Annotated in this window: 13 protein-coding genes and 1 pseudogene; 8 read left to right on the forward strand and 6 right to left on the reverse strand. The window is 70.9% G+C overall.

The annotated features are described in order from the left end of the window. The 5 genes and pseudogenes from uraD to ACFWBT_RS24230 form a co-directional block, all read left to right on the forward strand. Positions 1 to 421 (forward strand): 2-oxo-4-hydroxy-4-carboxy-5-ureidoimidazoline decarboxylase (uraD, locus tag ACFWBT_RS24210; RefSeq protein ID WP_385703807.1); only part of this gene is annotated, 421 nt, incomplete at its 5' end. Next, the gene (gene uraH, locus ACFWBT_RS24215) at positions 418 to 819 is read left to right on the forward strand and encodes a hydroxyisourate hydrolase (RefSeq protein WP_385703809.1); all 402 of its coding nucleotides are present in this window, start codon (positions 418 to 420) and stop codon (positions 817 to 819) included. The genes uraD and uraH, both read left to right, overlap by 4 nt. A 5-nt stretch (positions 820 to 824) precedes the next feature. Then, positions 825 to 1,772 carry a factor-independent urate hydroxylase gene (pucL, locus tag ACFWBT_RS24220; RefSeq protein WP_385703811.1) on the forward strand — a complete coding sequence of 316 codons (948 nt, stop codon included), beginning with the start codon at positions 825 to 827 and terminating at the stop codon, positions 1,770 to 1,772. A gap of 160 nt (positions 1,773 to 1,932) precedes the next feature. Then, positions 1,933 to 3,309 (forward strand): 8-oxoguanine deaminase, encoded by a 1,377-nt coding sequence (locus ACFWBT_RS24225; RefSeq protein ID WP_385703813.1) that lies wholly within the window; start codon positions 1,933 to 1,935, stop codon positions 3,307 to 3,309. A 247-nt stretch (positions 3,310 to 3,556) separates the two neighbouring features. Then, a pseudogene (locus ACFWBT_RS24230) lies at positions 3,557 to 3,991 on the forward strand (solute carrier family 23 protein); the annotation flags it as partial. A 125-nt stretch (positions 3,992 to 4,116) separates the two neighbouring features. Here the strand turns inward: ACFWBT_RS24230 and ACFWBT_RS24235 are convergent. After that, positions 4,117 to 4,932, reverse strand: coding sequence for a chitosanase (locus tag ACFWBT_RS24235; protein ID WP_385703816.1), 816 nt, complete (start codon positions 4,930 to 4,932; stop codon positions 4,117 to 4,119). Positions 4,933 to 5,142: 210 nt separating this feature from the next. Here ACFWBT_RS24235 and ACFWBT_RS24240 point away from each other — a divergent pair, with 210 nt between their 5' ends. Then, entirely contained in the window at positions 5,143 to 5,781 is a 639-nt protein-coding gene (locus ACFWBT_RS24240) for a TMEM175 family protein (RefSeq protein ID WP_385703819.1), read from the forward strand. On the opposite strand, the gene ACFWBT_RS24245 is transcribed toward ACFWBT_RS24240, so the two are convergent. Beyond that, entirely contained in the window at positions 5,721 to 7,238 is a 1,518-nt protein-coding gene (locus ACFWBT_RS24245) for an MFS transporter (RefSeq protein WP_385703838.1), read from the reverse strand. The two genes, ACFWBT_RS24240 and ACFWBT_RS24245, sit on opposite strands and share 61 nt — an antisense overlap. Before the next feature lie 120 nt (positions 7,239 to 7,358). Here ACFWBT_RS24245 and ACFWBT_RS24250 point away from each other — a divergent pair, with 120 nt between their 5' ends. Then, the gene (locus ACFWBT_RS24250; RefSeq protein WP_385703821.1) at positions 7,359 to 7,760 is read left to right on the forward strand and encodes a winged helix-turn-helix transcriptional regulator; all 402 of its coding nucleotides are present in this window, start codon (positions 7,359 to 7,361) and stop codon (positions 7,758 to 7,760) included. Positions 7,761 to 7,794: 34 nt separating this feature from the next. On the opposite strand, the gene ACFWBT_RS24255 is transcribed toward ACFWBT_RS24250, so the two are convergent. From ACFWBT_RS24255 to ACFWBT_RS24270, 4 genes are all read right to left on the reverse strand, one after another. Then, the gene (locus tag ACFWBT_RS24255) at positions 7,795 to 8,217 is read right to left on the reverse strand and encodes an acyl-CoA thioesterase (RefSeq protein ID WP_385703824.1); all 423 of its coding nucleotides are present in this window, start codon (positions 8,215 to 8,217) and stop codon (positions 7,795 to 7,797) included. Positions 8,218 to 8,490: 273 nt separating this feature from the next. Then, entirely contained in the window at positions 8,491 to 9,126 is a 636-nt protein-coding gene (locus ACFWBT_RS24260; protein ID WP_385703826.1) for a hypothetical protein, read from the reverse strand. Positions 9,127 to 9,181: 55 nt separating this feature from the next. After that, positions 9,182 to 9,832, reverse strand: coding sequence for a histidine phosphatase family protein (locus ACFWBT_RS24265; protein WP_385703829.1), 651 nt, complete (start codon positions 9,830 to 9,832; stop codon positions 9,182 to 9,184). Positions 9,833 to 9,942: 110 nt separating this feature from the next. Then, positions 9,943 to 11,151, reverse strand: a complete 1,209-nt coding sequence (locus tag ACFWBT_RS24270) for a pyridoxal phosphate-dependent aminotransferase (protein ID WP_385703831.1) — start codon at positions 11,149 to 11,151, stop codon at positions 9,943 to 9,945. An 84-nt stretch (positions 11,152 to 11,235) separates the two neighbouring features. On the opposite strand from ACFWBT_RS24270, the gene ACFWBT_RS24275 reads away from it, so the two are divergent. Further along, on the forward strand, positions 11,236 to 11,874 hold the full coding sequence (locus tag ACFWBT_RS24275; RefSeq protein WP_385703834.1) for a winged helix-turn-helix transcriptional regulator: 639 nt from the start codon (positions 11,236 to 11,238) through the stop codon (positions 11,872 to 11,874). Positions 11,875 to 12,011: the final 137 nt, after the last annotated feature.

Raw genomic sequence — 12,011 nt, forward strand, 5'->3', positions numbered from 1 at the left:
GGCGTGGGCCGAGCGGCTGCTCGCCGCCCGCCCCTGCGCCACCGTCGACGACCTGTTCGCCGCCAGCGACGCCGCCATGGCCGAGCTGACAGACGCGGACCTGGCCGAGGCGATGGCCGGGCACCCGCCCATCGGGCGCCCGAGGCCCGGCGATCCGACCTCCTCCCGGGAACAGCGCGGCATGGCCGGCGCCTCCGAGGAACTCAAGGAGGAGATGCTCGAACTGAACCTGGCCTACCAGGAGAAGTTCGGCCACGTCTTCCTCATCTGCGCCACCGGCCGGACCGGCGAGCAGATGCGCGACGCGGTCAAGGAGCGGATCGGCAACTCGGCCGAGCAGGAGCGCGAGATCGTCCGCGTCGAACTGGGGAAGATCAACCGCATCCGGCTCGGTCATCTCGTACAGGAAGAAGAGGCATGAGCACCGACACCACCGCCTCCGTGTCCACCCACATCCTGGACACCAGCGTCGGCCGCCCCGCCGAGGGAGTCGCCGTCCAGCTCGCCGCCCGCGCCGGGCGCGAGGCCCACTGGCAGGCGCTCGGCGGTTCCGCGACCGACGCGGACGGCCGGTGCAAGGACCTTCCGGCCCTGCCGGAGGGCACGACCCATGTGCGGCTCGACTTCGCGGTCGAGCAGTACTTCGAGTCGGATTCAGCGACACAGCAAGCCGATGCGCAGCAGGACGCCCCCGCGAATCGGGACAGCGAGACGTTCTTCCCCGAGGTGACGATCACCTTCGCCGTCAGGCCGGGCGAGCACTACCACGTACCGCTGCTGCTCAACCCGTTCGGCTACTCCGTTTACCGAGGGAGCTAGCAGACATGACCGACCCTTCCCGCCGCGCCCACCCTGTGATGCTGGGACAGAACCAGTACGGCAAGGCCGAGAACCGCGTCGTCAAGATCACCCGCGACGGCGACACGCACCACATCAAGGACCTGAACGTGTCCGTCGCGCTGAGCGGCGACATGCAGGAGGTCCACCTCTCGGGCTCCAACGCGAACGTCCTGCCGACGGACACCACCAAAAACACGGTGTACGCCTTCGCCAAGGAGTACGGCATCGAGTCCGCCGAGCAGTTCGGCATCCATCTGGCCCGGCACTTCGTGACCAGCCAGGAGCCGATCAAACGGGCACGCATCCGTATCGAGGAGTACGCCTGGGAGCGGATCGAGGCCTCGGACGCGGGCTCCCGGGTCATCGGCTCGGACGAGGCCAAGCACTCCTTCGTCCGCAAGGGCCAGGAGACCCGCGTCACCCAGATCACCTACGACGGTGAGACCTGGGAGGTCATCTCGGGCCTGAAGGACCTCGTCGTGATGAACTCGACGAACTCCGAGTTCTGGGGCTACGTCAAGGACAAGTACACGACGCTCCAGGAGGCGTACGACCGCATCCTGGCCACCCAGGTCTCCGGCCGCTGGCGCTTCAACTGGACCGGCGACGAGGAGAAGGTGCCCGACTGGGAGAAGTCCTACGACCAGGTCAGGAAGCACATGCTCCAGGCCTTCGCGGAGACCTACTCCCTCTCGCTCCAGCAGACCCTGTACCAGATGGGCTCGCGGATCATCAACAACCGCAGCGAGATCGACGAGGTCCGCTTCTCGCTCCCGAACAAGCACCACTTCCTTGTCGACCTGAAGCCGTTCGGCCTCGAGAACGACAACGAGGTCTACTTCGCGGCCGACCGTCCGTACGGGCTCATCGAGGGCACCGTCCTGCGCGACGGCTGCGAGCCGCGCATCCCGGTGGACCTCACCACCTCGTAGCACTGCACCGCAGGACTACGTGCTCGGCCCCCGACGCGTGCGCCGGCGTCAAGTCCCAGGGGAGAGCGGGGGCATCTGCGCAATGACAGCACCACGGACCCGGTCGTCACCCCGCTCGGCCCCCGGGTCCGTCCGCCAATGGGAAGAACGAGGAACCGTCGTGGCAGTCCAGCGCATCGTCATCGAGAACTGCGCCATCGCGACCGTGGACGCGGGCGACACCGAGTACGCCTCGGGTCACATCGTCGTCGCCGACAACAGGATCGAGTCGGTGGGCCCCGGAAAGGCCCCCGAGAACCTGGAGAACGTGGTCCGCCGCATCGACGGCACCGGGCACCTGGCCACGCCCGGTCTGGTGAACACCCACCACCACTTCTACCAGTGGATCACCCGCGGCCTCGCCACGGACCACAACCTCTTCGACTGGCTCGTCGCGCTGTACCCGACCTGGGCGCGCATCGACGAGCAGATGGCCTACGCGGCCGCGCAGGGCTCCCTCGCCATGATGGCCCGAGGCGGCGTCACCACCGCCATGGACCACCACTACGTCTTCCCCAAGGGCTCCGGCGACCTGTCCGGCGCCATCATCCGGGCCGCCCGTGAGACGGGCGTCCGTTTCACCCTCGCCCGCGGCTCCATGGACCGCAGCGAGAAGGACGGCGGACTGCCGCCGGACTTCGCCGTCGAGACCCTCGAAGGGGCGCTGGCCGCCACCGAGGCGACCGTCGACGAGCACCACGACGCCTCCTTCGACGCCATGACCCAGGTCGCCGTAGCGCCCTGCTCCCCCTTCTCCGTCTCCACCGAACTCATGAAGCAGGGCGCCGAGTTGGCCCGTCGCAAGGGCGTACGGCTGCACACGCACGGTTCGGAGACCGTGGAGGAGGAGCAGTTCTGCAAGGAACTGTTCGGCATGGGCCCGACCGAGTACTTCGAGTCGACCGGCTGGCTCGGCGAAGACGTGTGGATGGCGCACTGCGTCCACATGAACGACTCCGACATCGCCGCCTTCGCCCGCACGAAGACGGGCGTCGCCCACTGCCCGTCCTCCAACGCCCGGCTGGCCGCCGGTATCGCGCGGGTCCCCGACATGCTCGCGGCCGGCGTCCCGGTCGGCCTCGGCGTCGACGGCACCGCGTCGAACGAGTCGGGCGAACTCCACACCGAGCTGCGCAACGCCCTGCTCATCAACCGGCTCGGCGCCCACCGCGAGGCCGCCCTGAACGCCCGTCAGGCGCTGCGCCTCGGCACCTACGGAGGAGCCCAGGTCCTCGGCCGCGCGAGCCAGGTCGGCTCCCTGGAGGCGGGCAAGCTCGCCGACCTGGTGCTGTGGAAGCTCGACACCCTGGCGCACGCCTCGATCGCCGACCCGGTGACGGCGCTGGTCTTCGGCGCCGCCGCCCCGGTCACCCTCTCGCTCGTCAACGGAAAGCCGGTCGTCGAGGACAGCCGCCTGCTCAACGTCGACGAGGACGCCATCGCCCGCTCCACGCGGGACGAGGCACAGCGCCTGGCGCGGATCACCGCGCGGGCCTGACCACCGCAGAACTCCGGCCGAGGGGGACGGCCCTCGGCCGGTAGCCGTGGACCCGAGCGGGGTTCACGGCGGCCGTAGCCGGGGCGCGCATGGGACGTGCGCGCCCCGGACACGGTCTCCGCCGCGGGGACACCGTGTCCGCGCGACGGTCATCGTCCCGGTCCCGCACGACCGCGCATCACCTCCCTGACACCCACGTCGACGGCGACGTGTACCCGACCGGAGGAGCCGCCGTGGCCGCCCAGCCCGAGCCCAGCACCGATGCGTCGTCGCCACCGGCGGCGGCTTCCTGGTGCTGATGGGACTGTGCCCGATGGCCGCGTCCCTGATCGCCGTCGTACCGCGTCCGGTGCTCGGCGGGGCGGGTGTCGTCCTGTTCGGCTCGGTCGCGGCCAGCGGTATCCAGACCCTGGTCAGGGCGGGCCTGGAGAAGGACAACAACGTGCTGATCGTGGCCGTCTCCCTCGCGGTCGGCATCATCCCGATCACCGCGCCCGAGTTCTACCACGCGTTCCCGCAGACCGTACGGATCGTCCTCGACTCCGGGATCTCCACGGGCTGCGTCGCGGCCGTCGGCCTCAACCTCGTCTTCAACCACCTCGGCAGGGGACGCGAGAACGCGGGGGAGGTGACCCACCCCATGGAGGCGGGCGAGGACCTCACGGCGCTACCGGCCCACTGAGGCGGACGGCGCGGCCCGGACGGCCTGCGGGAACCGACGGCTCCCGGTGCGCAAGGACTTGATGAACGGACCACGAGGGGCGCGGCACAGGACATGTGCCGCGCCCTCCGCCCGTTCCACGTCCGTCAGCCGATGTGGAAGCTGTCTCCGTAGACCTTCCAGTCCAGCGGTGTGTTGAGGTTCAGGTTGCGGTTGCGCAGGAAGACGCGCTGCGCGGTGTCGACCCGACTGGTGTCGGAGTGGGCCTCCTCCTGCCTCATGGCCCACACGCGCGCGTCGAGGAAGGCGTTCAGATACGTCACCTCGTCACCGCCCTGGGCCGGCGGCCTGGCCTTCGCCAGGGCACGCCGCCGGATGCTGCCGAAGCTGGTGCTGTCGCCGCCGTCGCCGTGCATCACGATGGCGTCGTAGTACGTGAACTGCCCGAGGACCCCGATGCCGTCGGTCTTGCCCTGCCGCACGGCGGGGTTGAAGTAGACACGGTCGCGCTCGTCGTTCTGTGCCTGCTGGAACGCCGGATCCTGCGCGGCCCGGCGCCAGTCGGCGGGGAAGCCGGGGTCCAGGCCCTCGTGCGAGTCGCTGCCGTCGACCTCGCGCAGCGCGGGCAGGTACCTGGCCAGGACGTTGCCGGGCTTGCGCCGGTTGTACAGCTCGACGAGGTCGAGCATGTCGTGGGTGCCCGAGCAGAAGCCGATGATCCCGGCGGTGTAGCCGCGTCCGTCGCCGATGTCCTCGATGTACTTGTACTGCGCCTTCCAGTCCAGCGAGGAGTTCTCCGCGCTGGAGACCAGCTTCATGGCGATCTCCTTCTTCGCCGGGTCGTCCAGGCCGACGAGGGCGGCGGTCGCCGGCTGGGTGGAGATGAGGGGGCCGGCCACCAATGAGGCTCCGATCAGGGTGAGCAGAGTGCGACGCGATGTGCCTGTGTGGGGGGTGCGCACGGTACCTCCGATGGGGGAGAGATGCTGCCGCGTACTGTTAGGAAAGTTTCCTACCAGAGATTGGAGGCGGCGTACACCCGCCGGGCGAGGGCGAGTTGACGCATCACGGCCGACTGTCGAGCCGCGCCGGGTTACGGTCTGAGCGCATCAACGGCACGGAAGCCGCACGACAACCACGTGCGGACGCGGTCACAACGGGGAGAGTCGGTCATGAACGAGTCGGGCCGTGTGGAGGCCTTCAGCGATGGTGTGTTCGCCATCGCCATCACGCTGCTGATCCTGGAGATCAAGGTCCCCGAGGTCGGTGAGCACGGCGGCCTGTGGCACGCGCTGGGAGAGCAGTGGCCCTCCTACGCCGCCTACGTCGTCAGCTTCCTGGTGATCGGCATCATGTGGATCAACCACCACCAGGTCTTCAGCTATGTCGCCCGGGTCGACCGCACCCTGATGTTCCTGAACCTGCTTCTGCTGATGGTGGTGGCCGCCATTCCCTGGCCGACGGCGATGGTCGCGGAGTACCTGCGCGAGGGCGGACCGTCCCATGTCGCCGCCGCCGTCTACAGCTTGGTCATGGTCGCCATGGCCCTCGCGTTCCAGGCCGTGTGGTGGCACCTCACCCGCACCGGGCGCCTGCTCGACAGCCGTGTCGACGTCGAGGCCGCCCGGCGCACCCGGGTCCGCTTCGCCCTCGGCTCCCTCGCCTATCCGGCGGCGGTCGCCCTGTCCTTCGTCTCGGCGCCGCTTACCCTGGCCGCGCACGGGCTCCTCGCGATCTACTACGGCTTCAATCAGGTGCCGGTGCCGATCCGTACTCCCGACGACGCCGGGTCGGCGGAAGAGGGCTCCTGAGGAGGTTCTTCCTCCGCCGAGGCGGTCGCGGAGTTCCGCCCGGGGCGCAGGAGGGCGGCCGTCAGCGTCAGGGCCGTCGCGGCGATGAACGTGGCCACCGTGAAGGCCAGCCGGTAGCCGTCCGCCGTCGCCGCGACGACGTGCTCGCCCGCGCCGGTCAGGCGCTCGGTGCGGCTCGCCGCCAGCGTCGTCAGCACCGCGAGACCCAGTGAACCGCCCACCACCTGCGTGGTGTTGAAGAGCCCGGAGGCCAGACCCGCGTCCTCCTGGCGCGCGCCGGACATGGCGAGCCCCGTCACCGCGGGCATCGCGGCCGCGAATCCCGCGGAGAGCAGGAGCAGCGGGGGCAGCACGTCGGTGGCGTACGAGCCGTCGACCGGGGCCCGGCTGAGCAGGGCCATGCCCGCTGTGATGAGGGCGAGTCCGGCGAGCAGGACCCGGTACGGACCGAAGCGGGCGATCGTGCGCGCCGACAGGCTCAGCATCAGCACACCGATGGCGATCGGCGCGGGCAGGAACGCCGTACCCGTCAGCAACTCGCCGTAGCCGAGGACGCGTTGGAGGTAGAGCGCGCCGATGTACTGGAAGCCGTACATCCCGGCGATCATCAGGATCTGCACACCGTTCGCGCTCGTCAGGGTCCGGGAGCGCAGCAGCCGCAGCCGCAGCAGGGGGCGGGCGGCCCGTGTCTGACGCACGGTGAATCCGGCGAAGAGGACGACCGCGAGCACGCCGAGTACGACAGTGCCGCCGAGGCCCCGCTCCCCGGAGCCGACGATCGTGTACACCGTCAGCATCAACGCACCCGTGACCAGGGCCGCGCCGGGATAGTCGGCGCCCCTGCCGAGGCCGGCTCCCTTGTCCGGGGCGAGGACGCGCAGCGCCGCGCCCCAGGCCAGGACGCCGATCGGCAGGTTGATCAGGAAGATCCAGTGCCATTCGAGGGCCTGCGTCAGCGCGCCCCCGAGGAAGGTGCCGAGCGCCCCGCCCGCGGCGCCGACCGCGCTGAACACCGCGATGGCGCGGCCCTGTTCGCGGGGCTCGGGGAACAGGGCCACGAGCATGCCGAGGACGACGGCCGAGGTCATCGCCCCACCGACGCCCTGGAGAGCACGGGCCGCGACCAGAAGGCCCTGCCCGTCGGCGACCCCGCACAGCACGGACGCCGCGGTGAACACGGCGAGCCCGGCCGTGAACATCCGTCGGCGGCCCACCAGATCGCCGAGCCTGCCCGCGAGCAGCAGCAGTCCGCCGAACGGGATCAGATAGGCGTTGACGACCCAGGCGAGCCCGGGAGCGGAGAAGCCCAGATCCTTCTGGATGGCGGGCATGGCGACGGTGACGATGTTCCCGTCCAGGATCGTCATCAGCGTGCCCGCGCACAGGACGACGAGCGAGGCCCAGCGGGAGTACGTTCGTGGTGTCGACGAGCTCGCCGGCTCGGTCCGGGACAGCATGACGATGGCCTCCGTGTCCTCCATGGACGGTGTCGATTCCATGGACGTCCTCCTTGGTGCACGACTTGTAACGGGGTACATCGTCAGTGACCATGGAGACCGGCATAAGGAGGCACTTCGATGTCCCAGGGGAACACCGGTGTTACCTCGCAGGCAGTGCTCGCGCAGGCGTGCCCGGTCCGCGAGGTTCTTGACAGGGTCGCCGGAAAATGGAGCGTGCTGATCATCGTGGCCGCCGCGCACGGCCCGATCCGCTTCACCGAACTGGAGCGCAGCGTCGAGGGAATCAGCCGGCGCATGCTGACCCTCACCCTGCGCAATCTGGAGCGCGACGGCCTCGTCACCCGCACCGTCCATCCCACGGTGCCGCCGAAGGTCGAGTACGAACTCACTCCGGTGGCCCGAGAGTTGCACGCGACGCTGCTCTCCCTGACCGACTGGGCCGAGCGGCACCGCGTGACGATCGCCGAGTCCCGCGCGGCCTACGACGAGGCGCACCGGCCGGAGTTGCTCGACGCGTAGGCCGTGCGAGGCGGGGCGCGGCGGCCCGGAGGGATCAGAGCCCCAGCGGGCCCGGGTCGGTGGCCAGTGACATGAAGGCGTCCCGCGGGCCGGACACCAGGCGGCGCTCCGTGAGGTCCATCAGCCCGCCGACCGCCGTGATCTCGGCGGCCACCGTGCCGTCGGTCTTCCTGATGGTCTGCTCGATACGGAAGCTCTTGCCCTCGCCCCAGAGGAAGACGCACGTCACCTCGACCTCGTCGCCGGCCCGCAGCTCGCGCCGGTAGCGGATGGTCGTCTCCAGCGCGACCGGGCCCACACCCCGGGCCGCCAGGGCCGCCTGGCTGATCCCGGCCGCCTGGAGCACCGACCAGCGGGCGTGCTCGGCGTACTGCAGATACACGCTCTGGTTGAGATGCCCCTGCACATCGGTCTCGTACCCGCGAACGGTCACGGGGACGGAAAACACCTCTGCCACGACTTTCCTTTCGACGGCGACAACGACGACGGCGACAACGACGGCGGCGGCGACTTCAGCCGCTGCGACGAGGCAGCTGCCTCGGCTGCCGCGGCGTCCGCCACGACAGTATCCGCAGCGGCGGCTCCGGAGGCTTTCGGCCACCGGGCCCTGACGGTTCCCGCACACGGGCGGGGCTCGTCCGACTCCCTTGTGCCGCACACCCTTCGGACCCCGCGCGCCTCGCGGCCCGTCGTGGGTGCCCGGCGCTCCCGGACGGGGTGCCCGCGCACCTCACGCCCGCCGGGGCGAGGCGAGAACGTACCGGGCGCCCGTGCGCGGCTCCGTGTGCTCGCCGGCCTGCCAGCCCGCCTTCTCCAGGGTGGCCGCGCAGGCCCGCAGCGCCTCGGGGTCCGGCTCGTGTACGGCGACGGCCTCCGGCTGCGGTGTCGCCCGCACCCGGTAACCGCCGCCCACCGCTCCGGCGGGCCGGTGCCCCGCCGCCTCCAGCGCGAGGGCGGCGGCCTGCACCAGATGGGCGCGTTCCCAGGCGCACGGACGGTCGGTGGCGCCGTCCGGAGTGGTCATCCGGCGCAGCTCCAGGAGTCCCTGCCAGGCGCTGTGCACCTCCCGGAGCCGCGCGGGGCCCGTCTCGGCCTCCGCCTCGCCGCCGGTCCGCGCCGCGAACACCCCGGACGCCGCGGGAGCGGACGGCTCGGCGGCGTCGGCGGGCTCGGGAGTCCCCGACGACTCGCGGAGCCGATGCCCGGCGGGCGTCAGGAAATGGTCGCGCGGGGGCCGCGGATGACGGAAGGCGAGCCCCCGCTTCACCAGTGCGGCGAGCTGGGTCTCGGTGCCCTTGAGCCGCCCGGTCACCGGGTCGGCGGCATCGATGACGCGCCGCTGTGCGGCGGTCGGCGGTCGTGTCACGGCGCGCTCCCTCCACCACCGGGTGGTGCCACGGCACTCGTCCCCGGCCGGGGGGTCAGCGCTCCTTCGACTCCTCGTCCGCCGGGGCGAGCGGTTCATGGGAACAGTACGCGTCGGGTCTGACATTCCAGCCGGCCACCACATGCCGCCGGTGCTCGGTGCTCAGCCGGCTCATCGTCCCGGTGCCGAGCTGGAAGAGGGCGCCGGACTGGGCGGTCAGCCCGAGCCGCCGCGCGGTCAGCACCCGCAGGAAGTGGCCGTGCGAGACGACGACCACGCTGCCCTCCGACTCGGAGAGGGCCGCGTCGATCTTGGCCAGCATCCGCTCGGCGCGCTCCCCGACCGCGTCCGGGCTCTCCCCGGGGTGCTCGGGCGGCCCGGCCGTGACACCGTCCGTGAACAGGAACCAGTCGGGCCGCTCCCGGTGGATCTCGACGGTCGTGATGCCCTCGTACCCGCCGTAGTCCCACTCGGAGAGGTCGGCGTCGACGCGGGCGCCGCCGACCCCCGCCAGCTCGGCCGTCTCCCGCGCCCGGCGCATGGGGCTGACGAACGCCGCCGCGATGTGGTGCCGGGCGATCAGCGGACCGAGGCGGCGCGCCTGCTCGCGGCCGTTGTCGGTCAGCGGGACATCCGTCGACCCGGTGTGCCGCCCGGACATCGACCATGCGGTCTCGCCGTGCCGTACGAGGAGCAGGTCACCCATCGCCGCGCCCTTCCGTCCCTGCGTCAGCTGCTGTCCCTCGTACGGTGACACCGGTCGCCCGGGACCGCAGCACCGGCTCGTCCGGTCGGCCCACCGGCGCCCCCGGCTCCCTACTGCCGGTACCCGCTCAGGAACCGCCCGATCCGGCTGATCGCCGCGTCCAGGTCGTCGGCGTGCGGGAGGGTGAGGATGCGGAAGTGGTCGGGGCGCGGCCAGTTGAAACCGGTGCCCTGGACGACCTGGATCTTCTCGCGCAGCAGCAGGTCGAGGACGAACTTCTCGTCGTCGTGGATCGGGTGCACGGCGGGGTCGATCCGCGGGAACGCGTACAGCGCGCCCTTGGGCTTCACGCACGAGACGCCGGGGATCTCGTTGAGCTTCTCCCAGGCGCGGTCGCGCTGCTCGCGGAGCCGGCCGCCCGGCCCGGTCAGCTCGTGGATCGACTGGCGGCCACCGAGCGCCGCCTGGATGGCGTACTGCGCCGGAGCGTTGGCGCACAGCCGCATGGAGGCCAGCATCGTCAGGCCCTCCAGATAGTTGCGCGCGTGCTGCTTGGGGCCCGTGACGACCAGCCAGCCGGAGCGGAAACCGGCGACCCGGTACGTCTTCGACAGGCCGCAGAACGTGAGGACGACCAGATCGGGAGCGAGCGCCGCGGCCGAGTGGTGCACGGCGTCGTCGTACAGGATCTGGTCGTAGATCTCGTCGGCGAACACCATCAGCCCGTGCCGGCGGGCGAGGTCGAGGATGCCCTCGACGATCTCCTTCGGATAGACCGCGCCCGTCGGGTTGTTGGGGTTGATGATGACGACCGCGCGTGTCCGGTCGGTGATCTTCGCCGCCATGTCCTCCAGGTCCGGGTACCACTCGGACTGCTCGTCGCAGAGGTAGTGCACCGCCTTGCCGCCGGCGAGCGTGGTGACGGCCGTCCAGAGCGGGAAGTCCGGGGCGGGGATGAGGACTTCGTCGCCGTCCTCGACGAGGGCCTGTACGGCCATGGAGACCAGCTCCGAGACGCCGTTGCCGAGGAAGACGTCGTCCACGCCGACGTCCAGGCCCCGGTCCTGGTAGCGCTGGGCGACGGCCCGGCGGGCGGACAGGACGCCGCGGGAGTCGGTGTAGCCGTGCGCCCGGGGCAGCATCCGGATCATGTCCTGGAGGATCTCCTCCGGCGCCTCGAAACCGAAGAGGGCGGGGTTGCCGGTGTTGAGGCGCAGCACGCTGTGGCCCGCCGCCTCCAGTGCGTCGGCGTGCTCGATCACCGGGCCGCGGATCTCGTAACAGACCTCGCTGAGCTTGCTCGACTGCCGGAACTCCATGCGCTGCGCCCTCCGGTTGTGGTGTTGCTTGGTTTTACCAAGTGGGAGCTTGGAAAGTCCAACAAGATAGCTAGACTGCGTCGCATGTCACCGCGCCGAAGCTACGACCAGTACTGTTCCGCCGCCCGTGCCCTCGACGCGGTCGGGGACCGGTGGACCCTCCTGATCGTCCGCGAACTGCTCGGCGGACCGCGCCGCTACACCGATCTGCACGCCGATCTGCCGGGCGTCAGCACCGACGTCCTCGCCTCCCGGCTCAAGGACATGGAGCGCGACGGTCTGGCCACCCGACGGCGCCTGCCGCCTCCCGGCGCGGCCTATGTCTACGAACTCACCGCTCGCGGGCGAGAGTTGCTGCCCGTGCTCCAGGCGCTCGGAGAGTGGGGCGCGTCCGCGCTGGGCGAGCGGCGACCCACCGACGCCGTACGGGCGCACTGGTTCGCGCTGCCGCTGCTGCGGGGGCTGGACGCCGCCGGCGTGGCGGAGGGGCTGGTCGAAGTCCACCTGGACGAGGGCCGGTTCCATGTGTGGCTGGGCGCCGAGGAAGGACCGCTCTACGGGGACGGGACCGCCCCGCGGGAGCCCGACGTCCGTCTGACGCTGGACACGCGGACGTGCGAGGCCATGAGCCGGGGGGCGTCGACGCTGCTCGACGCGCTGCGCGAGCGGAGCATCGGCGTGGCGGGCGACGGACCGCTGGCCAAGGGCCTGCGCGAGGTGTGACACCCGGGCGGGACGGCGGAAGCCCGCCGTACTCCCGGAAGGGGGGCGCGGCGGGCGTGCGCGCCCAAAGGGGTCAGGCGGCGGTCTCTTATAAACAAAAGAAGCAGCCGACGAAGAAGAGAGTTTATATAGAGGTG

The organism is Streptomyces sp. NPDC060027 (genome assembly GCF_042737005.1).
Classification (GTDB): Bacteria; Actinomycetota; Actinomycetes; order Streptomycetales; family Streptomycetaceae; genus Streptomyces.

What these genes read in the sequence shown, in the direction of transcription:
- uraH (WP_385703809.1), top strand. Translation starts at nt 418, where the DNA reads ATGAGCACCGACACCACCGCCTCCGTGTCCACCCACATCCTGGACACC.
- pucL (WP_385703811.1), top strand. Translation starts at nt 825, where the DNA reads ATGACCGACCCTTCCCGCCGCGCCCACCCTGTGATGCTGGGACAGAAC.
- ACFWBT_RS24240 (WP_385703819.1), top strand. Translation starts at nt 5,143, where the DNA reads ATGAACGAGTCGGGCCGTGTGGAGGCCTTCAGCGATGGTGTGTTCGCC.
- ACFWBT_RS24245 (WP_385703838.1), bottom strand. Translation starts at nt 7,238, where the DNA reads ATGCTGTCCCGGACCGAGCCGGCGAGCTCGTCGACACCACGAACGTAC.
- ACFWBT_RS24250 (WP_385703821.1), top strand. Translation starts at nt 7,359, where the DNA reads ATGTCCCAGGGGAACACCGGTGTTACCTCGCAGGCAGTGCTCGCGCAG.
- ACFWBT_RS24265 (WP_385703829.1), bottom strand. Translation starts at nt 9,832, where the DNA reads ATGGGTGACCTGCTCCTCGTACGGCACGGCGAGACCGCATGGTCGATG.
- ACFWBT_RS24270 (WP_385703831.1), bottom strand. Translation starts at nt 11,151, where the DNA reads ATGGAGTTCCGGCAGTCGAGCAAGCTCAGCGAGGTCTGTTACGAGATC.
- ACFWBT_RS24275 (WP_385703834.1), top strand. Translation starts at nt 11,236, where the DNA reads ATGTCACCGCGCCGAAGCTACGACCAGTACTGTTCCGCCGCCCGTGCC.